At 71.5% G+C, this 19365-nt stretch carries 20 protein-coding genes and 2 tRNA genes; 8 read left to right on the forward strand and 14 right to left on the reverse strand.

What is annotated here, in order from left to right; translation table 11 throughout:
• Positions 1–9: 9 nt before the first annotated feature.
• Positions 10–912 (reverse strand): 4-hydroxy-tetrahydrodipicolinate synthase, encoded by a 903-nt coding sequence (gene dapA / locus WQ56_RS09600; protein WP_047136890.1) that lies wholly within the window; start codon positions 910–912, stop codon positions 10–12.
• 224 nt (positions 913–1136) lie between these two features.
• Between dapA and WQ56_RS09605 the strand changes: the two genes are divergently transcribed.
• The 8 genes from WQ56_RS09605 to WQ56_RS09640 all read left to right on the forward strand — a co-directional run bounded on the left by WQ56_RS09605 (position 1137) and on the right by WQ56_RS09640 (position 8028).
• Positions 1137–1703, forward strand: a complete 567-nt coding sequence (locus WQ56_RS09605) for a glycine cleavage system protein R (protein ID WP_047136891.1) — start codon at positions 1137–1139, stop codon at positions 1701–1703.
• Between the two features lie 85 nt (positions 1704–1788).
• The gene (locus tag WQ56_RS09610) at positions 1789–2265 is read left to right on the forward strand and encodes a peroxiredoxin (protein ID WP_047136892.1); all 477 of its coding nucleotides are present in this window, start codon (positions 1789–1791) and stop codon (positions 2263–2265) included.
• Positions 2266–2440: 175 nt separating this feature from the next.
• Complete coding sequence (locus WQ56_RS09615) at positions 2441–3841, forward strand: PhoH family protein (RefSeq protein ID WP_047136978.1); 1401 nt, start codon at positions 2441–2443, stop codon at positions 3839–3841.
• A 169-nt stretch (positions 3842–4010) separates the two neighbouring features.
• Positions 4011–4262: a helix-turn-helix transcriptional regulator gene (locus WQ56_RS09620; RefSeq protein WP_047136893.1), complete on the forward strand. Its 252-nt coding sequence runs from the start codon at positions 4011–4013 to the stop codon at positions 4260–4262.
• Between the two features lie 36 nt (positions 4263–4298).
• On the forward strand, positions 4299–4982 hold the full coding sequence (locus WQ56_RS09625; RefSeq protein WP_047136894.1) for a YoaK family protein: 684 nt from the start codon (positions 4299–4301) through the stop codon (positions 4980–4982).
• A gap of 48 nt (positions 4983–5030) precedes the next feature.
• Positions 5031–5837 (forward strand): bifunctional hydroxymethylpyrimidine kinase/phosphomethylpyrimidine kinase, encoded by an 807-nt coding sequence (gene thiD, locus WQ56_RS09630; RefSeq protein ID WP_047136895.1) that lies wholly within the window; start codon positions 5031–5033, stop codon positions 5835–5837.
• Positions 5834–6676, forward strand: coding sequence for an alpha/beta hydrolase (locus WQ56_RS09635; protein ID WP_047136896.1), 843 nt, complete (start codon positions 5834–5836; stop codon positions 6674–6676). Before thiD ends, WQ56_RS09635 begins: the two co-directional genes overlap by 4 nt.
• 62 nt (positions 6677–6738) lie before the next feature.
• The gene (locus WQ56_RS09640; protein WP_047136897.1) at positions 6739–8028 is read left to right on the forward strand and encodes a nucleotide sugar dehydrogenase; all 1290 of its coding nucleotides are present in this window, start codon (positions 6739–6741) and stop codon (positions 8026–8028) included.
• A gap of 636 nt (positions 8029–8664) precedes the next feature.
• On the opposite strand, the gene WQ56_RS09645 is transcribed toward WQ56_RS09640, so the two are convergent.
• The 13 genes from WQ56_RS09645 to WQ56_RS09705 form a co-directional block, all read right to left on the reverse strand.
• Positions 8665–8741 (reverse strand) — tRNA-Arg (locus tag WQ56_RS09645).
• A gap of 101 nt (positions 8742–8842) precedes the next feature.
• Positions 8843–8935 (reverse strand) — tRNA-Ser (locus WQ56_RS09650).
• 52 nt (positions 8936–8987) lie between these two features.
• Positions 8988–9203: a carbon storage regulator CsrA gene (csrA, locus tag WQ56_RS09655; protein WP_047136898.1), complete on the reverse strand. Its 216-nt coding sequence runs from the start codon at positions 9201–9203 to the stop codon at positions 8988–8990.
• A gap of 157 nt (positions 9204–9360) precedes the next feature.
• A complete protein-coding gene (gene alaS, locus WQ56_RS09660; protein WP_047136899.1) occupies positions 9361–12003 on the reverse strand; it encodes an alanine--tRNA ligase in 2643 nt (880 codons plus the stop codon).
• Positions 12004–12160: 157 nt separating this feature from the next.
• Positions 12161–12616 (reverse strand): regulatory protein RecX, encoded by a 456-nt coding sequence (locus tag WQ56_RS09665; RefSeq protein ID WP_047136979.1) that lies wholly within the window; start codon positions 12614–12616, stop codon positions 12161–12163.
• Between the two features lie 136 nt (positions 12617–12752).
• On the reverse strand, positions 12753–13784 hold the full coding sequence (gene recA, locus WQ56_RS09670) for a recombinase RecA (protein WP_047136900.1): 1032 nt from the start codon (positions 13782–13784) through the stop codon (positions 12753–12755).
• A 195-nt stretch (positions 13785–13979) separates the two neighbouring features.
• Positions 13980–14639 (reverse strand): transcriptional repressor LexA, encoded by a 660-nt coding sequence (lexA, locus tag WQ56_RS09675; protein ID WP_047136901.1) that lies wholly within the window; start codon positions 14637–14639, stop codon positions 13980–13982.
• Positions 14640–14678: 39 nt separating this feature from the next.
• On the reverse strand, positions 14679–15764 hold the full coding sequence (truD, locus tag WQ56_RS09680) for a tRNA pseudouridine(13) synthase TruD (RefSeq protein WP_047136902.1): 1086 nt from the start codon (positions 15762–15764) through the stop codon (positions 14679–14681).
• Positions 15761–16252, reverse strand: a complete 492-nt coding sequence (gene ispF / locus WQ56_RS09685) for a 2-C-methyl-D-erythritol 2,4-cyclodiphosphate synthase (RefSeq protein ID WP_047136903.1) — start codon at positions 16250–16252, stop codon at positions 15761–15763. Before ispF ends, truD begins: the two co-directional genes overlap by 4 nt.
• A gap of 68 nt (positions 16253–16320) precedes the next feature.
• On the reverse strand, positions 16321–17034 hold the full coding sequence (gene ispD, locus WQ56_RS09690) for a 2-C-methyl-D-erythritol 4-phosphate cytidylyltransferase (RefSeq protein ID WP_047136980.1): 714 nt from the start codon (positions 17032–17034) through the stop codon (positions 16321–16323).
• Positions 17034–17387: a cell division protein FtsB gene (ftsB, locus tag WQ56_RS19070; RefSeq protein WP_047136904.1), complete on the reverse strand. Its 354-nt coding sequence runs from the start codon at positions 17385–17387 to the stop codon at positions 17034–17036. The genes ispD and ftsB overlap by 1 nt, the downstream gene beginning before the upstream one ends.
• A 16-nt stretch (positions 17388–17403) precedes the next feature.
• A complete protein-coding gene (eno, locus tag WQ56_RS09700) occupies positions 17404–18807 on the reverse strand; it encodes a phosphopyruvate hydratase (protein ID WP_047136981.1) in 1404 nt (467 codons plus the stop codon).
• Between the two features lie 33 nt (positions 18808–18840).
• Positions 18841–19359, reverse strand: coding sequence for a hypothetical protein (locus tag WQ56_RS09705; protein WP_156170490.1), 519 nt, complete (start codon positions 19357–19359; stop codon positions 18841–18843).
• Positions 19360–19365 lie beyond the last annotated feature (6 nt).

The raw sequence follows: 19365 nt of genomic DNA on the forward strand, positions 1-19365 counted from the left end.
CCTGGGAAATCAGGCGGCGCGCGCGCGGCAGGACCCTTCGAGGTCCGCCGCCAGTCGCGCCGCGTCGTCGGCCTGCGCGCGATGCGCCTCGGCCAGTGAAGTCAGCGGCAGCCGCAGCCCGTGGCCGAAGCCCTGGCGCGCCAGCACCGCCTTGACCGGGATCGGGTTCGATTCGATGCCCGAGAACGCATGGATCGGCTGCAGCCGCGCGTCCCAGGCCATCGCCTCGTCCGTGCGGCCCGAACGCGCCAGCTCGCACAGGTGGCGGAACGCGGCGGGCACGATGTTGGAGACCACCGAGATCGTGCCGTCGGCCCCTGCCAGCATCGCACGCGCGGCAGTGGGATCGTCGCCGCTGAGCACCGAGAAGCCCTCGCCCTGGAGCGCCAGCAGCGCCTGCATCCGCGCCTGCCCGTTGTGCGCCTCCTTGATCCCGACGATGCGCGGATGCGTCGCCAGCCCGGCGACGGTCTCCGGCAGCAGATCGGTCCCGGTGCGGCCGGGCACGTTGTAGAGCACGACCGGCGCCGCGCCGTCGTCGGCGATCGCCCGGAAGTGCGCGTCCAGGCCCGGCTGGGTCGGGCGCACGTAGGCCGGCACCACGACCAGCGCCGCGTCGATGCCCAGCGCGGCCGCGCGGCGGGTCAGCGCGACCGTCTTCGCGGTGCCCGGCTGCCCGGTCCCGGCCAGCACCGGCACGCGTCCGGCCACGCGCTCGACGGCGTCGGCGATCAGCCAGTCGTACTCGTCGTCGTCAAGCGTCGCCGCCTCGCCGGTCGAACCGGCGACCACCAGCCCCTGGGTCCCCGCCGCCAACTGCGCGTCCACCAGGCGTTTCCACGCCGGCCGGTCGAGCGCGCCCGAGGACGTGAACGGAGTGGCGAGGGCGGTGATGCTGCCGGAGAGTCGCAAGATGATGAACCCGGGGACGAGGAGGGAGGCGGAACTACCGCCGGGACGCGCCGATGGACGCACGAACGGCGGAAACACGCGGAAAATGCCGGCCGATGTTACTTGCGGCCGCGAAGCGCGGGCAAGTATGCTGACCGCGGCGCCGGCCCCGGCCGGTTCGCCGTTCACCCTCCAGTCGCCCTCGACGCCACCCGTCGAACAGATCCACCGCCGCGGACGCCGCCTTGACCGATTCCGATACCGCTTCACGGCCTGCGCCGAACGAGAACTACCTGCTCATCAACGCCTACACCACGCATCCGGCCTCGCCGCTGCTGTCGGTGTCGCGGCGGATCGCCGACAGCGGCTGCAACCTCGTCGACACCCGCCTGTCCACGGTGGGCCGCGACGTATCGGTCACCGCGCTGGCCAACGGCCCGTGGGACGCGGTCGCCAAGCTCGAGGCGATGCTCACCCGGCTCGAGCGCGAGGAAGGCCTGAAGCTGATCTGGTACCGCACAGGCCCCAAGCCCGTGCAGTCGAACCTGCTGCCGTACGTGGTCGAGGTCGTCGCGGCCGACAAGCCCGGCATCCTGTTCCAGCTGGCCGACTTCTTCGACCGGCAGGGCATCACGATCGAGAGCCTGCATTCCTCGCGCTACCGCGCGATGCAGACCGGCGCGGACATGTTCTCGGCGCAGATCACGGTCGGCATCCCCTCGAACATGCACATCGCCGCGTTGCGCGACGACTTCCTCGAGTTCTGCGACCATCTGAACCTCGACGCCATCATGGACCCGATGAAGTTCTGATGCCGATGGCGCACCGCTTGCCTCCCGCATCCGCTTCGCGCATCGTGGCGCGCAACGCCACCGGCATGGAACGGCCGACCGCTCGATGAGCGCCACCCCGCTCGCCGTCTCGACGCTGCAGCTGCCGCTGGCCCTGTCCGGCGGCACGACCACCACGCTCGCCGCATACGCGGGCCGCTGGCTGGCGCTGTACTTCTATCCCAAGGACGCCACGCCCGGCTGCACGACCGAGGGGCTGGATTTCAACGCGCTGCTGCCGCGCTTCGGCGCGCGACACGCCGACGTGCTCGGCGTGTCGCGCGACTCGGTGCGCGCGCACGACAACTTCTGCGCAAAGCAGGGCTTCGCGTTCCCGCTGGTCAGCGACGCCGACGAGGCGCTGTGCCGCGCGTTCGACGTCATCCGCGAGAAGACGATGTACGGCCGCAAGGTGCTCGGCATCGAGCGCAGCACGTTCCTGATCGACCCGACGGGCCGCATCGTCGCCGAGTGGCGCAAGGTCCGCGTCGCCGGCCACGCCCAGGCCGTGCTCGACGCGCTGCAGGCCGCGCAGTCCCGGTGATCGCCCTGTCCCGCCACGGCGGCCGCCATCCCGGATCCCGGGCCATGGCGGCGCCGCCGTGCGCGGTCCGCGCCTGCCGTCCGCCCGGCCTCACCCGTTCTCGACCGCCGGCGCGGATGCTGGCGTCGAGCCCGTTTCCCTCCCCGCCCCGCCACGGAGCGCCGCGACCACGATGATGACCCAAGGCAAGCGCGTCTACGTCCTCGACACCAACGTGCTGATGCACGATCCCACGGCGCTGTTCAAGTTCGAGGAGCACGATGTCTACCTGCCGATGCAGGTGATCGAGGAGCTCGACAACGCCAAGAAGGGCACCAGCGAATCGAGCCGCAACGCGCGGCAGGTCAGCCGGTTCATCAACGAACTGATCGAGGCCTCGGGCAGCGAGCGCATCGCCTCGGGCCTGCCGCTGGCGCGCCCGCAGGGCCTGCAGCTGCGCGGCGCCAACAGCGTGGGTTGCCTGCGCTTCCAGACCACGGTGCCGAAGGAGGACAAGACCTCGTTCGGCGCGGTCGCACCCGACAACCGCATCCTCGGCGCGATCCTGGCGCTCAAGCGCGACGAGCCCGACTACCCGGTGGTGTTCGTCTCCAAGGACATCAACCTGCGGATCAAGGCCGCGATCGCCGGCATCGCCAACGAGGACTACGAGAACGACCGCGCGCTCGACGACTTCAGCCTGCTCTACACCGGCGCCACCGCGCTGCCCGAGGACTTCTGGTCGCGGCACGGCAAGGACCTGCGCTCGTGGACCGACAAGGGACGTACGTTCTACGAGCTCGCGGCCGACGAGGAAGACGGCTGGTATCCCAACCAGTTCCTGTACCTGCCGGGCGACGAGGAATCGGAGTTCCGCGTCGCGGCGGTCGAGGACGGGCGCGCGACGCTGCAGATCGTCGACGACTTCCGCCACAACCAGCACGCGGTCTGGGGCATCCTGGCGCGCAACCGCGAGCAGAACTTCGCGCTCAACGCGCTGATGGACCCGGACATCGACTTCGTCACGCTGCTGGGCACCGCCGGCACCGGCAAGACGCTGCTGGCGCTCGCGGCGGGCCTGGCGCAGACGATGGACCAGCAGCGCTACCGCGAGATCATCATGACCCGCGCGACGGTCAGCGTCGGCGAGGACATCGGCTTCCTGCCCGGCACCGAGGAGGAGAAGATGACGCCGTGGATGGGCGCGCTGACCGACAACCTCGAGGTGCTCACGCACAACCAGGAAGGCGGCAGCTGGGGCCGCGCGGCGACGAACGACCTGCTCGCGTCGCGGATCAAGATCCGCTCGCTGAACTTCATGCGCGGGCGCACGTTCCTCAGCCGCTACCTGATCCTCGACGAGGCGCAGAACCTCACGCCCAAGCAGATGAAGACGCTGATCACCCGCGCCGGCCCGGGCACCAAGATCGTGTGCCTGGGCAACGTCGAGCAGATCGACACCCCGTACCTGACCGAGACGACGTCGGGCCTGACCTACGCGGTGGACCGCTTCAAGCACTGGGCGCACAGCGCGCACATCACGCTGCGGCGCGGCGAGCGTTCGCGCCTGGCCGATTTCGCGTCCGAGGTGCTCTGACCGAGGCAACGCCGGGGCGGCGCCGGCGCCCGAGGACGCGCGCCGCCCCGGCGTCTGGACGCGCTCGTCCTGCACCGCGGACGTGATGCATCAGACATCGATATGCAGTGCTCCAGCTTGCAGGGACATGCGCTGCGGTGCAACATGGGCGGGTGCTCGGGTTCCCGCCATGATTTCCGCCACCCAGTTGCGTGCCGCACGCGCGTTGCTCGGCGTCGACCAGCGCACGCTGGCGGCGATGTCGGGCGTGTCGCTGCCGACGGTCCAGCGCATGGAGGCCAGCCAGGGCCGTGTGCGCGGTTCGATCGCGACGCTGACCAAGATCGTCGACGCACTGGAGGCGGCCGGCGTGGAACTGATCGGCAACGACCGTCCCAGCCACGGACGCGGCCGCGGCGTGCGGCTCAAGGACCCGGCATGAGCGCTTCCCGGACCGACCAGGCGGTGCGCTGAGGCGATGGGCATGCAGCTGCCACGCTGGGTCTGGGTGGGCGCGGTGACGCTGGCGTGCATCGCCGGCATGGTCAACGTGATCGGCTATCTGGGCTTCGAGCACCTGGCCGTCAGCCACCTCACCGGCACCACCAGCCTGCTGGGCGCGGCGCTCGCCGACGGCGACTGGCGCCCGGTGCGGCACCTGTGGGCGATCCTGATCGCCTTCAGCCTCGGCGCGATGCTCAGCGGCCTGATCATCCAGGACAGCGCGCTGCGCCTGGGCCGGCGCTACGGCGTCGCGCTGTCGCTCGAGGCGCTGCTGCTGCTCGCCTCGGTGCCGCTGTTCGAATCGCAGCAGCTCAACGGCGCGCTGCTGGCGGCGATGGCCTGCGGCCTGCAGAACGCGATGGTGACGACCTACAGCGGCGCGATCGTGCGCACCACGCACCTGAGCGGCATGTTCACCGACCTGGGGATCGGCCTGGGCCACCTGATCCGCGGCATGCCGCTGCCGATGCGCCGGCTCACGCTCAGCGGCCTGATCATCGCCGGCTTCCTCGGCGGCGGCGTGCTCGGCACCTGGCTGTTCCGCGCCCTGCACTACCACGCGCTGCTGATCCCGTCGGCGCTGACCGGGCTGACCGGCATCGGCTATGCGGGCTACCGGCACTGGACGCTCGTGCGCGACGCGCGCCGCGACGCCTGAGCCCGGCACCGGCGCGTGCACGTCGGGCCGTTCCGGCAGAATAGCCGCATGCCCGACCATCGCCCTCCTTCCGCGCTCACCATCGCCGGCTCCGACTCGGGCGGCGGTGCCGGCATCCAGGCCGACCTGAAGACCTTCGCCGCCCAGCGCGTGCACGGCCTGTCGGCGATCGCGGCGCTGACCGCGCAGCACACCCGCGGCGTGACCGCCGTCCACGCTCCGCCGGTCGCGTTCCTGCAGGCGCAGATCGACGCCTGCTTCGACGACTTCGACGTGCGCGCGGTGAAGGTCGGCATGCTCGCAACCGCGCAGATCGTCGTCGCCGTGGCCGACGCGCTGGCGGCCCGTCCACAGGTCCCGGTCGTGCTCGATCCGGTGATGATCGCGACCTCCGGCGCGAAGCTGCTCGACGACGACGCGCTCGAGGCGCTGCGCACGCGCCTGCTGCCACGCGCGACCGTGCTCACGCCCAACATCCCCGAGGCCGAACTGCTGCTCGGCGCACCGATCGCCGACGCCGGCCGCGCACGCGCGGCGCTGGGCGAACTGCGTGCGATCGGCGCGCGCGGCGTGCTGCTCAAGGGCGGCCATCTCGACGAAGGGGCGTGCGTGGTGGACCGCTACGCCGACGCGCAGGCGCAGTTCGAGCACGCCGCGCCGCGGCTGGACATCGACGGCCACGGCACCGGCTGCACGCTGTCGTCGGCGATCGCCGCGCGCCTGGCGCTCGGCGCGTCGCCGGCCGAGGCCTGCCGCCAGGCGATCGACTACGTGCACGCGACGATGCGCGACGCCTACCGTCCCGGCGCGAGCGCGGTCAGCGTGCTCGGCCACCTGGGCCCGCTGGTGCCATGAGCACCGCGTCGCCGCGCCCCCTGCCCCAGGTCGCCGGCGACGGCCACCGCTACGAGCTGATCGCATGCGTGCCGGCCTCGCCGCGGCGCAGCCTGCTGTGGCTGCCCGCGATGGGCGTGCCGGCCAGGCACTACCTGCCGTTCGCCGAACGCCTGGCGGCGCACGACGTCGCGGTGTTCCTGCACGAGTGGCGCGGCATCGGCTCGAGCGCGCTGCGTGCCGGGCGACGCACCGACTGGGGCTACCGCGATCTGCTGGTGCACGACATCGCCTGCAGCGACGCGGCGATGCGCGCGGCCGTGCCCGGTGTCGCACGCGCGGTCGGCGGCCACAGCCTCGGCGGGCAACTGGCCTGCTGCCATCTCGCGTGCCGGCCCCACGCTGCGCAGGCGCTGTGGCTGGTCGCCAGCGGCGCGCCGTACTGGCGCGCGTTCCCCGCGCCGCGCGCATTCGCGCTGCCGCCGCTCTACCGGTTCATGGCCTGGTTGTCACGGGTCAACGGCGTCCTGCCCGGCCGCCGGCTGGGCTTCGGCGGCAACGAGGCCCGCGGCGTCATCGCCGACTGGACGCGCAGCGGCCTGTCCGGCCGCTACGGCGCGGCCGGGCTCGATCTCGACCTGGACGCCGGGCTGCGACGCGTCGACGTGCCGGTCCGCGCCGCCGTGCTGGCCGACGACTGGCTGGGCCCGGCGTCGTCGCTGCGCTGCCTGCTCGGCAAGCTCGCCACGCGCACGCCCGAGGTCGCGACCTTCGACGCGACGGCGCTGGGCGCCCGCGCCGACCACTTCGCCTGGATGCGGCAGCCGGACGCGATCGCCGACTGGCTCGCGCGCGCCTGAGCCGAGGGCGTCGGAGCGTCCGCTACACTGCGCGGTCCCTCTTTTCACGGCGATCCGATTCCATGAGCGCAGCGCTGCCCGCACGCGACGACATCCGCATCTCCGTCGTCGGCCTGGGATACGTCGGCCTGCCGCTCGCGGTCGCGTTCGGGCGCCGCCATCCCACGCTGGGCTTCGATATCGACCAGGACCGCGTCGAGGCGCTGCAGGCCGGGCACGACCACACGCGCGAGCTGTCGGAAGACGAACTGCGCGCCGCCGCACGCCTGCGCTACAGCGCCGACCCCGCCGCGCTGGCCGGCTGCAACGTGCACGTGATCACGGTACCGACCCCGGTCGACGACTACCGGCGTCCGGACCTGTCGGCACTGGAGAGCGCAAGCCGCGCGGTCGGCGCCACGCTCACCGCCGGCGACGTGGTGATCTACGAATCCACCGTCTATCCCGGCGCGACCGAGGAGGTCTGCGTGCCGATCCTCGAGCGCGCCTCGGGCCTGCGCTACCGCGACGACTTCCACGTCGGCTACAGCCCCGAGCGGATCAACCCGGGCGACAAGCTGCACCGCCTGGAGAACACGCTCAAGGTCACCGCCGGCTCGTCGCCCGCGGCGGCCGACTTCGTCGACGCGCTCTACCGCGACATCGTCGAGGCCGGCACGCACCGGGTGTCGAGCATCCGCGTCGCCGAGGCCGCGAAGGTCATCGAGAACACGCAGCGCGACGTCAACATCGCGCTGGTCAACGAACTGGCGCTGATCTTCGAGCGGCTGGGCATCGACACCCACGAGGTGCTCGAAGCCGCCGGCACGAAGTGGAACTTCCTGCCGTTCCGCCCGGGCCTGGTCGGCGGCCACTGCATCGGCGTCGATCCGTACTACCTCACCCACAAGGCGCAGCAGATCGGCTACCACCCCGAGGTGATCCTCGCCGGCCGCCGCATCAACGACAGCATGGGCCTGCACGTCGCGCAGCGGCTGGTGAAGCTGATGCAGCAGCGCGGCATCCAGACCGCCGGCGCGCGCGTGCTGGTGCTGGGCCTGGCGTTCAAGGAGAACTGTCCGGACCTGCGCAACACGCGCGTCGTCGACGTGGTCGCCGAACTGCGCAGCTACGGCGTCGAAGTGGACGTGCACGACCCCTGGGTGGCGCCGGCCTACGCCGAGCACGAATACGGGCTGCGCCCGGTCGCCACGCCCGAGGCCGGCGCCTACGACGCGATGGTGCTGGCGGTCGCGCACACGCAGTTCCGCGAGCTCGGCAGCGCGGGCATCCGTGCGTTCGGCAAGCCGGGCGCGGTGCTGTTCGACGTCAAGGCGATCCTGCCGGCCGACGAGGTCGACGCGCGGCTGTAGCCGGACGCCCGGCGACGATCGCCGCTCCGAAGAAGCGCAAAAAGTCCTTCCCCCGAGCGCGGCCTGGAAGTTCCACTTCGGATGCGCAGCCGCCTGCCGCCCGGAAGCCGCTTCCCCCTCGGTCAAGGCCACTTCGTGGTCCGGCCACGCGAAGCACGCGCGGCCTTCGCATGGATGCGCGGCAGTGCCGCGCACGCCATCCATGCTCACCCTGCCTTGACTCGGGCGCGCGCCCGCTCCGCTGCACGGATCGGTCCGGCCCGGCGCAGCGCGCCGTGCGTTCGCCCGTTCGCGCGGCATGCCGCGCAGGCAGAGCGGGCACCCAGGGCGCGCTTGACGTGGCCACCGGCCGTCAGTCCGCTGCTGCGGACGCTTGCAACCCGACTTCGGTAGGTGCGGAGTCGCCCGCTGAAAGAAATCGCGCGCCTTCGGTCTCAGTGCGTCGTGCTGGACGGGAATTGCGATAGCGGCCATGGATGGCCCGCGGAGCGGGATGGAGAGCAGTCGCGGGCGGCGCGACGCGCGCTTCCGGAGAAGCACGCCCTGATCGAGCAGGCGCAAGATTCCGCTGACTTCGGCAAGACCAAAAACAAAACAAAAAAGCCGACGATCGCTCGCCGGCTCTTCTGTTTGTTCTGGCGCGCCCGGAAGGATTCGAACCTCCGACCCCCAAGTTCGTAGCCTGGTGCTCTATCCAACTGAGCTACGGGCGCCTTGAACAGGAGCGGAATTTTGCCGGTAAAGCGAAATTCCGTCAATGCCTTTGCGAGGATTTTTTCTTCCGTCGGTTTCGCCGACGTCGGAATCCAGACAATGGCGGAGAGTGAGGGATTCGAACCCTCGATGGAGCTTTTGACCCCATACTCCCTTAGCAGGGGAGCCCCTTCGGCCTCTCGGGCAACTCTCCGAAGCATCACATCAGGCGATCAATTGCCCGACGCGGTGCGAAGGATACCGATTCACCTCGTCTGCGGCAAATCCTCGTCGACATCGGCCGGTGCATCGACGCCTTCGCCGCGGTGGATGCGCTGGTAGATCTCCTCGCGATGGACGGCGACGTCCTTCGGCGCGGTGATGCCGATGCGCACCTGATTGCCCTTCACACCCAGTACCGTCACCGAGACCGAGTCCCCAATCATCAACGTCTCACCGACGCGACGGGTCAGAATCAACATAGAAATCTCCTGAGGCCGGCGCGGAACGCCCCGCCGGCGTGGACTGCAATTCGGACCGTTCTCGACCTTGGGAACCGATTACAGACCAATTGAACCGTGAAGGATGTCGTCTCGAACGCGGCGGGTCAACCGCGTTTGAAACGCGTTTAGCGTGCGCTTAACCGATCCGCGCACCGACCCAGGCCCCGACGTCGGCAAGCGCCGACCGCAGTGCCGGGCCATCCTCGCCGCCACCCTGCGCGAGGTCCGGGCGTCCACCGCCCTTGCCGCCGATCCGGCCGGCGATCTCCGACAGCAGCTCGCCGGCCTTGACGCGCCCGCTCGCGCTGCCCGCCACGCCCGCGACCAGCGCCGCGCGCCCGTCGCTGGCCCCGGCGAGCACGATGACCGCGTCGCCGAGCTGCTGCTTGAGGCGGTCGACCGCATCGCGCAGCGCCTTCGCGTCGAGCCCTTCGACGCGCGCGGCGACGACCTTGACGCCGCCGACGTCGACCGCGCTCGACGCGAGGTCGGCCGTGGCACCGCTGGCGGCCTTGGCCTTGAGCGCGTCGAGCTCGCGCTCGAGCTGCTTCTGGCGGTCGAGCAGCGCCCGCAGGCGATCGCCGACCTCGGCACCGGTGCCGCCGAGCAGCCCCGCCGCCTGCCGCAGGCGGTCTTCCTCGGCACGCACGTGGTCGAGCGCCGCCTGGCCGGTCAGCGCCTCGATCCGCCGCACGCCGGCCGACACGCCGCCCTCGGACACCAGCTTGAACAGGCCGATGCGGCCGGTGCGGTCGACGTGGGTGCCGCCGCACAGCTCGACCGACTCGCCCATCGTGACCACGCGCACGCGCTCGCCGTACTTCTCGCCGAACAGCGCCATCGCGCCGGCGTCGAGCGCGGCCTGCATGTCCATCTGCTCGATCGAGACCGGGTGGTTGGCGCGGACCTCGACGTTGACGCGGCGCTCGATCTCGGCGAGCTCGTCGGCGGCGACCGGCTGGAAATGCGAGAAATCGAAGCGCAGCCGCTCGGGCGCGACCAGCGAGCCCTTCTGCGCGACGTGCGTGCCGAGCAGGTCGCGCAGCGCGCCGTGCAGCAGGTGCGTGGCACTGTGGTTGAGCACGATGGTGCCGCGGCGCTCGGCGTCGACGTCGCCCCGCACGTGATCGCCGCGCCGCAGCGCGCCGGTGGCGAGCCGGCCCAGATGTCCATGGAACTGGCCGGCGAACTTCTGGGTGTCGCCGACCTCGAAGCGGAGACCCTCGGCCTCGAGCACGCCGGTATCGCCGACCTGGCCGCCCGACTCGCCGTAGAACGGCGTGCGGTCGAGGATCACCACCGCCTCGTCGCCCGCCTCGATCGCATCGACCGGGCGCCCATCCTTGAGCAGCGCGACGACCGTGAGATCGTCCGCCTGCGTGGCGTCGTAACCGACGAACACGGTCGGCGAGAGCTGCGCGACCAGCTCGGCCGGCAGCGCGGTGCCCGACGCGAAACGCCCGGCGGCGCGCGCGGTCTCGCGCTGGCGCTGCATCGCGGCGTCGAAGCCGGCCATGTCGACCTCCAGCCCGCGCTCGCGCGCGATGTCGGCGGTGAGGTCGAGCGGGAAGCCGTAGGTGTCGTAGAGGCGGAAGGCGTCCTCGCCGGGAATCGCGCCCTCGCTGCGGGCGGCGACCTCGTCGAAGATGCGCATGCCCGCATCGAGCGTCTCGGCGAAGCGCTCCTCCTCGGCGCGCAACGCGCGTTCGACCAGCGCGCGCTTGTCGCGCAGCTCGGGATATGCATCGCCCATCGCCGCGTCGAGCGTGGCCACCATCGCGTGGAAGAACGGCTGGCGCACGCCGAGCATCCAGCCGTGGCGCAGCGCGCGACGGATGATCCGGCGCAGCACGTAGCCGCGGCCCTCGTTGGACGGCAGCACGCCGTCGACGATCAGGAAGCTGCAGGCGCGAATGTGGTCGGCGATCACGCGCAGCGACTTGTTCTCCAAGTCAGCCGTCGCGGTGAGTTCGGCCGCCTTGCGGATCAGGGCCTGGAACAGGTCGATCTCGTAGTTGCTGTGCACGCCCTGCAGGATCGCCGCCAGGCGCTCCAGCCCCATGCCGGTATCGACGCACGGCGCCGGCAGCGGTGCGAGCGTGCCGTCGGCCTGGCGGTCGAACTGCATGAACACCAGGTTCCAGATCTCGATGAAGCGGTCGCCGTCCTCGTCAGGCGAGCCCGGCGGTCCACCGGCGATGTGATCGCCGTGGTCGTAGAAGATCTCAGTGCACGGGCCGCAGGGGCCGGTGTCGGCCATCTGCCAGAAATTGTCGGAAGCGAATGGCGCGCCCTTGTTGTCGCCGATGCGGACGATGCGGTCCTCCGGCACGCCGACCATGTCGCGCCACAGCGCATAGGCCTCGTCGTCGGTGTGGTAGACGGTGACCAGCAGGCGCTCGGCCGGCAGCTTCCAGACGCCGGTCAGCAGCTCCCAGGCCCAGGCGATCGCGTCCCGCTTGAAGTAGTCGCCGAACGACCAGTTGCCGAGCATCTCGAAGAACGTGTGGTGGCGCGCGGTGTAGCCGACCGCGTCGAGGTCGTTGTGCTTGCCGCCCGCGCGCAGGCAGCGCTGCACGTCGGCCGCGCGCACGTAGCTGCGCTTCTCCGCGCCCAGGAACACGTCCTTGAACTGCACCATGCCGGAGTTGGTGAACAACAGCGTCGGATCGTTGCCAGGCACCAGCGGTGCCGACGGCACGATGGTGTGCCCCTTGCTGCGGAAGAACTCGATGAAGTCGCTGCGGATCTGCGCGGTCGTGGAGCTGTGCGTGGTCATGTGCCTAGCGTGACGGGACGGGCACGCCCCGGGCCGGGCATCACCGCCGCTGGCGGGGCCGGTCCGGAACTTGCGCCCAAGACCCGCAAGATTAGCAGGCCGACCGCCCGCGATGGCCCACGGGCCGCCCCGGCCGCCGTTTGCGTCGCCCGCCGATTCAGCGCTCGCGCAGGCGCCGGACCGCGGCGTAGGCCGTCTCGCCGCCGAAACCCCGCCGGAGCAGGAAATCCACGGCCTTGCGTCGCAGCGCCGGATCGGCCTCCAGCGCCGCGCCATCGTAGCGACGGGCCAGCAGGTCGCAGGCCCGGGCCTGCCAGTCGCCCTCGCCGTCTTCGTCCAGCGCCTCGAACGCGGCCGCGACCTGACCCGCATCGAGCTGGTGCATCGCCAGCTCGGCCTCGATGCGCAGCGGCCCGTAGCCGTTGACCGCTCGCGAGCGCGCCAGGCTGGCCGCGAACCGGGTGTCGTCCTGCCAGCCTTCCCGGGTCATGCGCTCGACCGCCGCGTCGGCGTCCCCGGCGTCGATGCCCTTGGCCAGCAGCTTGCGTCGCAGCTCCAGCTGCGAGTGCTCGCGACGCACCAGCAGCGACAGCGCCCGCTGGGCGGGCGTCATCTGCCGGCCGCGCCGCCGCGGCGGGGCGCCCGCGGCAGCGTCGTCGGTGGTCAGCGACCCGCCCTGCCCGACGTCCGGCACGGGACCGTCCTGGTCCTCGCTGCCGGATGCCGGCCGGGCACCACCCACCCCCGCCTCAATCGGCGTCGTCTTCGCCACTGCCTGCCGCCACGACCGTCGGCATCAGCCGCTCGCGCAGCGCCGCCTCGAGCCGGGTGGCGACCTCGGGATTGTCCTTGAGGTACTGGCGCGCGTTCTCCTTGCCCTGGCCGATGCGCTCGTCGCCGCAGCTGTACCAAGCGCCGGCCTTGTCGACCAGCTTGGCCTCCACGCCCATGTCGATCAGCTCGCCCTCGCGGCTGATGCCTTCGCCGTAGAGGATCTCGGTAACGATCTGCTTGAACGGGGGCGCCATCTTGTTCTTGACGACCTTGATGCGCGTCTGGTTGCCGATGATCTCGTCGCCCTTCTTGATCGCGCCGATGCGGCGGATGTCCAGGCGAACCGAGGCGTAGAACTTCAGCGCGTTGCCGCCGGTGGTCGTCTCCGGGCTCTGGCCCGGCATCATGATGCCGATCTTCATGCGCAGCTGGTTGATGAAGATCACCATGCAGTTGCTGCGCTTGATGTTGCCGGTGAGCTTGCGCAGGGCCTGGCTCATCAGGCGGGCCTGCAGGCCGGGCAGCTGGTCGCCCATCTCGCCCTCGATCTCGGCCTTGGGCGTGAGCGCGGCGACCGAGTCGACGACGACCATGTCGACCGCGTTGGAGCGCACCAGCATGTCGGCGATCTCCAGCGCCTGCTCGCCGGTGTCGGGCTGGGACACCAGCAGGTCGTCGAGATTGACGCCGAGCTTGGTCGCGTAGGTGGGATCGAGCGCGTGCTCGGCGTCGATGAACGCCGCGGTGCCGCCGGCCTTCTGGCACTGGGCGATCGTCTGCAGCGTCAGCGTGGTCTTGCCCGACGACTCGGGACCGTAGATCTCGACCACCCGGCCCTTGGGCAGGCCGCCGATGCCGAGCGCGAGGTCGAGCTGCAGCGAGCCGGTGCCGATGACCTCGGCCGCCTCGGCGGTGCCGTCGCCCATGCGCATCACCGAGCCCTTGCCGAACTGCTTTTCGATCTGGCCCAGGGCGGCCGCCAGCGCGCGCTTCTTGTTCTCGTCCATCGTGGTGGTCCTTGTCATTCGTGTTCCGGGAAGTTGGAGGCATCGTCGCAGGCGCGGATCGCACGGGCTGCGACGCGATGCCGTGATCTCGATCCTGCGCCGGCACCGGCGCGCAGGTCAGCGGGGGAGTCCGCACGCGGCCATCGGGGAACGCCCCGACGGCCACCGGGCGGTCTGCGTGTCATCGGACGGACGTCACCGATTCGGCCTGACCAGCCCGCAGTACAGCCCCTCGATCGCGAAGTCCTGGTCGGGCAGCACCTCGATCGGCGCGTAGTCGGGATTGCGCGGCAGCAGGCGGATGCGGTCCTTGCCGATCTTCAGCAGCTTGACGGTGATCGCGTCGTCGAGCCGGGCGACGACGATCTGACCCGACTGCGCGTCGCGCGTGCGGTGCACGCCGATCAGGTCGCCCTCGAAAATGCCCTCGTCGCGCATCGAGTCGCCCTTGACCTTGAGCAGGTAGTCGGGCGACGGCGAGAACAGCACGCGGTCGAGCACAACGTAGTCGTCCGGATCGGGCATCGCGTCGGGCGCGTGGGCGCCGATCGGCATGCCGGCCGCGACCTGCCCGAGCACCGGCAGCCGCAGCGCATCGCCGGCCACGACCTCGGCCAGCGCCGGCGCCCGCTCACGGGGCTGGGACGCCGCGCGCAGGCGGATGCCGCGCGCGCGCCCGGGCAACCGCTCGATCGCACCGGCGGCCTCGAGCGCGTCGAGGTGGTACTGGGCGGCGCGCACGCCGCTGAACCCGAATGCGCGGGCGATCTCGGTCTGCGAGGGCGGCATGCCCTCGGTCTCGATGCGGTCGGCGATCATGTCGAGGATCGCATGCTGGGTCGGGGACAGGTCCATGCCGGGTAGTATTACTACTAACGACCGACCCCGCAAGCGTCAGCCGGCCGGTGCCTCGAACGGCCTGGGCGTCGCCGCGTTGGCGATGGCGCCCAGTTCGGCGAGCACGCTGGTCGCATAGCAACCGGGCGGCAGCGAAAAGCCCAGCCGCAGCACCGGGCCGTCCTCCCATTCCCAGGCCAGCCCGCCGGGCACCAGCCGGGCCGCACGCCGCTCCTGCGACAGGCCCGCGCGCTCGAGTCCCTCGCGTAGCGCGAGCGCGCGGGCATCGGCGAGCGCCGCCAGCTCCGCGTCGCGGGCGGCACCGAGCGCCCGGGTCTCACCCCGCCCCCACAGCGGCCCAGTGGGATGGATGTCGTGCGCGGCGGCCCGCGCGGCCAGCGCCTTGGTCCACGGCTCGGGGCCGAACACGCTGCGACTGCCGTCGAGCATCCAGACCTCGCCGTCGCAGCCGCGGGCCCAGTCGCCGGCGGCCACTCGCGCCGCCAGCACCTGGTTGAACAGCGCCGAGCGCGCCGACGACAGCAGCAGCGCACGCTGCTCGCGGCCGAGCCGCCGGCGCGGCGCGGCGAAGAACGCCAGCGCCTTGTCGACGTTGCCGCCGCCGTGGCCGAAGCGCTGCTCGCCGAAGTAGTTGGGCACGCCGTCGGCGGCGATCGTGCGCAGCCGCGCCTCGATCTCCATACGGTCGCCCGCCACGTCGCGCAGTGTCAGCGCGAACCGGTTGCCGGCCAGCGCACCGCGCGGCAGCTTGCGCGCGTGCCGCGACCGCGCGCGCACCCGCAGCGCCTGGCCGGCGCCCTCGCCCATCGCCTCGAGCGCGGCGATGTCGGGATCCTCGCGACCGGGCAACTGCACGGTGAAACGCTGGGTCGTCAGCGCGTGCCGGTCCTTGAGCCCGGCGTAGCCGACCGCGCGTTCGTCGACGCCGGCCCACTGCGCGAGCAGCCGCGCGACGAAGGCGGTGTTCATGCCGCGCTTCTCGATCGTCAGCAGCAGGTGCTCGCCGCTGCCCGAAGGCGCGAACGCGTCGAGCTCGTCGACGCGGAAATCCTCGGCGTCCTGGCGGATCGTCGCCGACAGCGCCGCCTCGCCGTGGGCGCGCGGCAGCGCGGGCGCGCTCACGCGGCGACGAGCAGACAGGCGGCCTGTGCGGCGATGCCCTCGCCGCGGCCGGTGAAGCCGAGCGTCTCGCTGGTCGTGGCCTTGACGCTGACGCAGTCCAGCGCGATCCCGAGATCGGCCGCGATCGCCTCGCGCATCGCCGGCGCGTGCGGGCCGATCTTCGGCCGCTCGCAGATCACGGTGACGTCGGCATTGCCGACGCGCCAGCCGCGCTCGCCGAGCAGCGCGTTGCAGTGGCGCAGCAGCGCCCGGCTGTCGGCGCCCTTCCAGCGGTCGTCGCTGGGCGGGAAATGCACGCCGATGTCCCCCAGCGCGAGCGCGCCGAGCATCGCGTCGCACAGCGCGTGCAGCGCGACGTCGCCGTCGCTGTGCGCGAGCACGCCGCGCACGTGCGGCACGCGCACGCCGCCGATCATGACGTGGTCGCCGTCGCCGAACGCGTGGACGTCGAACCCCTGGCCGATGCGGAAACGGGGCGTGTCGGACATGGTGCGCACCTGGGGAAATGGGGGCCGCAGCTTGCCATGGTTCGACGGCAAGGCAAGCGGGCGCCGCCTCAACCGCGTCGCGACAGCTCGAAGGCGAAGCGCGCGAGGTCGGCCGGGGTGGTGATCTTGAAGTTGTCGTCGCGGCCCTCGACCAGCAGCGGGCGTGCGCCCTGGCGCTCCATCGCCATCGCCTCGTCGGTGACGGCGACGCCCGCCTCGCGCGCCGCTTCCAGCGCGCGGCCCAGTTGCAGGCGGCGGAACAGCTGCGGGGTCAGCGCGCGCCACAGCCGTTCGCGCGGCTCGGTGCCGTCGATGCCGCCGTCGTCGCCGGCGCGTTTGAGGGTGTCGCGCACCGGCGCGGCGAGGATCGCGCCGACCGGATCGTTGCGCCCGCGCTCGAGCAGCGCGTCGAGATCGGCCGCGGCGAGGTTCGGGCGCGCAGCGTCGTGGACGAGCACGAAATCGTCGGCGCGCACCGTGTCCGGCAGCGCATGCAGTCCGGCGAGCACCGAATCGGCGCGGCTGTCGCCGCCGTCGGCGCGCAGCAACGGCGTGTCGCCGAGCCCGGCACGCAGGCCGTCGAGATCCACCGCGTCGGCGGCAGGCAGCACCAGCACGATGCCGGCCACGCCCGGGTGGCCGGCCAGGCACGCCAGCGTGTGCGCGAGCACGCTGCGGCCGCCCACCTCCAGGTACTGCTTGGGCACGTCCCCGCCGAAGCGGGTCCCGCGCCCGGCCGCCGGCACGATGGCCCACGACCCGCCGCGCGCCGAATCGGCGATCACGGGGCGTCCCCGTCGCGCGCACCGGCGCCCGGGTCGACCGCGTGCTCGGCCGGCAACGGCGCGAGCCGCGCGTCGTCGACCACGCGGTAGAACGTCTCGCCGGGCTTGATCATGCCCAGCTCGCCGCGCGCGCGCTCCTCGATCGCGGCCTCGCCGGACTTGAGATCGGCGACCTCGGCGGCCAGCGCGTCGTTGCGCTGCTGCAGGCCCTCGTTCTGGCGGGCCTGCGCCTCGACGCGCGCGCGCAGCTCCTCGACCTGGCCGGTCCCGCCAACGCCGTGCCACAGCCGGTACTGCAGCCATCCGAGCAGCGCGGCCAGCACCAGCAGGACGACCAGGACACCGCGCATGCGCCTCGCTCCCGGGTCAGCGCTTGAGCGAGACGAACGCGTCGCGGCCGGCGTAGCGGGCCTGTCCGCCCAGCGCCTCCTCGATGCGCAGCAGCTGGTTGTACTTGGCGACGCGGTCGCTGCGGCACAGCGAGCCGGTCTTGATCTGCGTGGCGGTGGTGGCGACGGCGATGTCGGCGATCGTGGTGTCCTCGGTCTCGCCCGAGCGGTGCGAGACGATCGCCGCATAGCCGGCCGCGTCGGCCATCGCGATCGCCTCGAGCGTCTCGCTCAGCGTGCCGATCTGGTTGACCTTGATCAGGATGGCATTCGCGGTCTGCGAGTCGATGCCTTCCTTGAAGATGCGCGGGTTGGTCACGAACAGGTCGTCGCCGACCAGCTGCACCTTCTGGCCGATGCGCTCGGTCAACAGCTTCCAGCCCGCCCAGTCGTCCTCGGCCATGCCGTCCTCGATCGTGACGATCGGGTACTGCGCGGCCCAGTCGGCGAGGAAGTCGACGAACTGCTCGCCGCTCAGCCGCTTGCCCTCGCCCACCAGGTGGTACTTGCCGTTGTCGTGGAACTCGCTCGAGGCCACGTCCAGGCCCAGCAGCACGTCCTCGCCGGCCGCGTAGCCGGCCTTGCCGATCGCCTCGAGGATGGTGTCGAGCGCCTCGACGTTGCTGCGGAAGTCCGGGGCGAAGCCGCCCTCGTCGCCGACCGCCGTGCTCAGGCCGTGGCCCTTGAGCACCGATTTGAGCGCGTGGAAGATCTCGGTGCCGGCGCGCAGCGACTCGGAGAAGCTCGAAAAGCCGACCGGCAGGACCATGAACTCCTGGAAATCGACGTTGTTGTCGGCGTGCGCGCCACCGTTGATGATGTTCATCATCGGGACTGGGAGAGTGGGCGCGTTTAGCCGTCGCCCCTCCGGCGACGGCTGCGCCTGCGAGCGCCCGGCCACGGACGGCCGGGCTGGGTCATCCGAAGCCGGTCCCGTTGCGCCATGGACGGCAGCCACTTGCGTCATATCGATATCGGCCAGGTGCTTCCACAGCGGCACCTTCTTCGAGGCGGCGAGCGCGTGCGCGTTCGCCAGCGACACGCCCAGCAGCGCGTTCGCCCCCAGCCGGCCCTTGTTCTCGGTGCCGTCGAGGTCGATCAGGCGCTTGTCCAGCCCGGCCTGGTCGGCCGCGTCGAAGCCGGCCAGGGCCTCAGCGATCGCGCCGTTGACGTTCGCCACCGCCTTGCCCACGCCCTTGCCCAGGTAGCGGGTACGGTCGCCGTCGCGCAGTTCCACGGCCTCGCGGGCACCGGTCGAGGCGCCCGAGGGCACCATCGCACGACCGAAGCTGCCGTCGGCCAGCGTGACTTCCGCTTCGAGGGTCGGGTTGCCGCGCGAATCGAGGATTTCACGGGCGTGAATCTTGGCGATTGTGGTCATGGTGTCCTGTTCGTTCGTCAAAAAAGGAAGCAGTCAGCGCAGCGCCGGCGCGATGTCCGCCCCGGCACCGGGAAGGTCGGCCGGTTCGGTCTGCGCATGGCGGCGCAATCGCGCGAGCGCGTCGTCGCAGCCGCTGCAGTTATCCAGAAACCTGGAGCCACGGGCAAGCCGGTACAGCGTCCGCCCGTCGCGGGTCGCGGCCGTGGCGAAGACCAGAAGGCGCCTGCCTTCCGAACCCGCCAGGCGCAGGCCGCTTCCCAGGCAGCTGTGCGGCGGGAGGCGCCGCAGGCCGGGTTCGGCCGGATCTTCCGTGGCGATCCGCGCGTCGGCGTCGGGAGACCCACGCAGCACCTCGACCACCTCGAACGACGAGGTCGACATCGTCCACGGGAAATCGGCATCCGGCGCGACCGATGCGGTCTCGCCGAGCGTGGCCACGAACACCACATCGGCGTCCCGGCAGGCCCTGGTCTCACGCTGGATCGGATCGCCCGGCACGGGCAGGCAGGCAAGCGCCGCCGACGAGGCGGCGAGCGCGACGGCAAGGAGCACCGCCTG

Origin of the sequence: Luteimonas sp. FCS-9, from assembly GCF_001014645.1 — a bacterium.
Taxonomy (GTDB): Bacteria; Pseudomonadota; Gammaproteobacteria; order Xanthomonadales; family Xanthomonadaceae; genus Luteimonas.

What these genes read in the sequence shown, in the direction of transcription:
- WQ56_RS09610 (WP_047136892.1), top strand. Translation starts at nt 1,789, where the DNA reads ATGAGCGCCACCCCGCTCGCCGTCTCGACGCTGCAGCTGCCGCTGGCC.
- WQ56_RS09615 (WP_047136978.1), top strand. Translation starts at nt 2,441, where the DNA reads ATGACCCAAGGCAAGCGCGTCTACGTCCTCGACACCAACGTGCTGATG.
- WQ56_RS09620 (WP_047136893.1), top strand. Translation starts at nt 4,011, where the DNA reads ATGATTTCCGCCACCCAGTTGCGTGCCGCACGCGCGTTGCTCGGCGTC.
- WQ56_RS09625 (WP_047136894.1), top strand. Translation starts at nt 4,299, where the DNA reads ATGGGCATGCAGCTGCCACGCTGGGTCTGGGTGGGCGCGGTGACGCTG.
- thiD (WP_047136895.1), top strand. Translation starts at nt 5,031, where the DNA reads ATGCCCGACCATCGCCCTCCTTCCGCGCTCACCATCGCCGGCTCCGAC.
- WQ56_RS09635 (WP_047136896.1), top strand. Translation starts at nt 5,834, where the DNA reads ATGAGCACCGCGTCGCCGCGCCCCCTGCCCCAGGTCGCCGGCGACGGC.
- WQ56_RS09640 (WP_047136897.1), top strand. Translation starts at nt 6,739, where the DNA reads ATGAGCGCAGCGCTGCCCGCACGCGACGACATCCGCATCTCCGTCGTC.
- csrA (WP_047136898.1), bottom strand. Translation starts at nt 9,203, where the DNA reads ATGTTGATTCTGACCCGTCGCGTCGGTGAGACGTTGATGATTGGGGAC.
- alaS (WP_047136899.1), bottom strand. Translation starts at nt 12,003, where the DNA reads ATGACCACGCACAGCTCCACGACCGCGCAGATCCGCAGCGACTTCATC.
- WQ56_RS09665 (WP_047136979.1), bottom strand. Translation starts at nt 12,616, where the DNA reads ATGACGCCCGCCCAGCGGGCGCTGTCGCTGCTGGTGCGTCGCGAGCAC.
- recA (WP_047136900.1), bottom strand. Translation starts at nt 13,784, where the DNA reads ATGGACGAGAACAAGAAGCGCGCGCTGGCGGCCGCCCTGGGCCAGATC.
- lexA (WP_047136901.1), bottom strand. Translation starts at nt 14,639, where the DNA reads ATGGACCTGTCCCCGACCCAGCATGCGATCCTCGACATGATCGCCGAC.
- ispF (WP_047136903.1), bottom strand. Translation starts at nt 16,252, where the DNA reads ATGTCCGACACGCCCCGTTTCCGCATCGGCCAGGGGTTCGACGTCCAC.
- ftsB (WP_047136904.1), bottom strand. Translation starts at nt 17,387, where the DNA reads ATGCGCGGTGTCCTGGTCGTCCTGCTGGTGCTGGCCGCGCTGCTCGGA.
- eno (WP_047136981.1), bottom strand. Translation starts at nt 18,807, where the DNA reads ATGACCACAATCGCCAAGATTCACGCCCGTGAAATCCTCGATTCGCGC.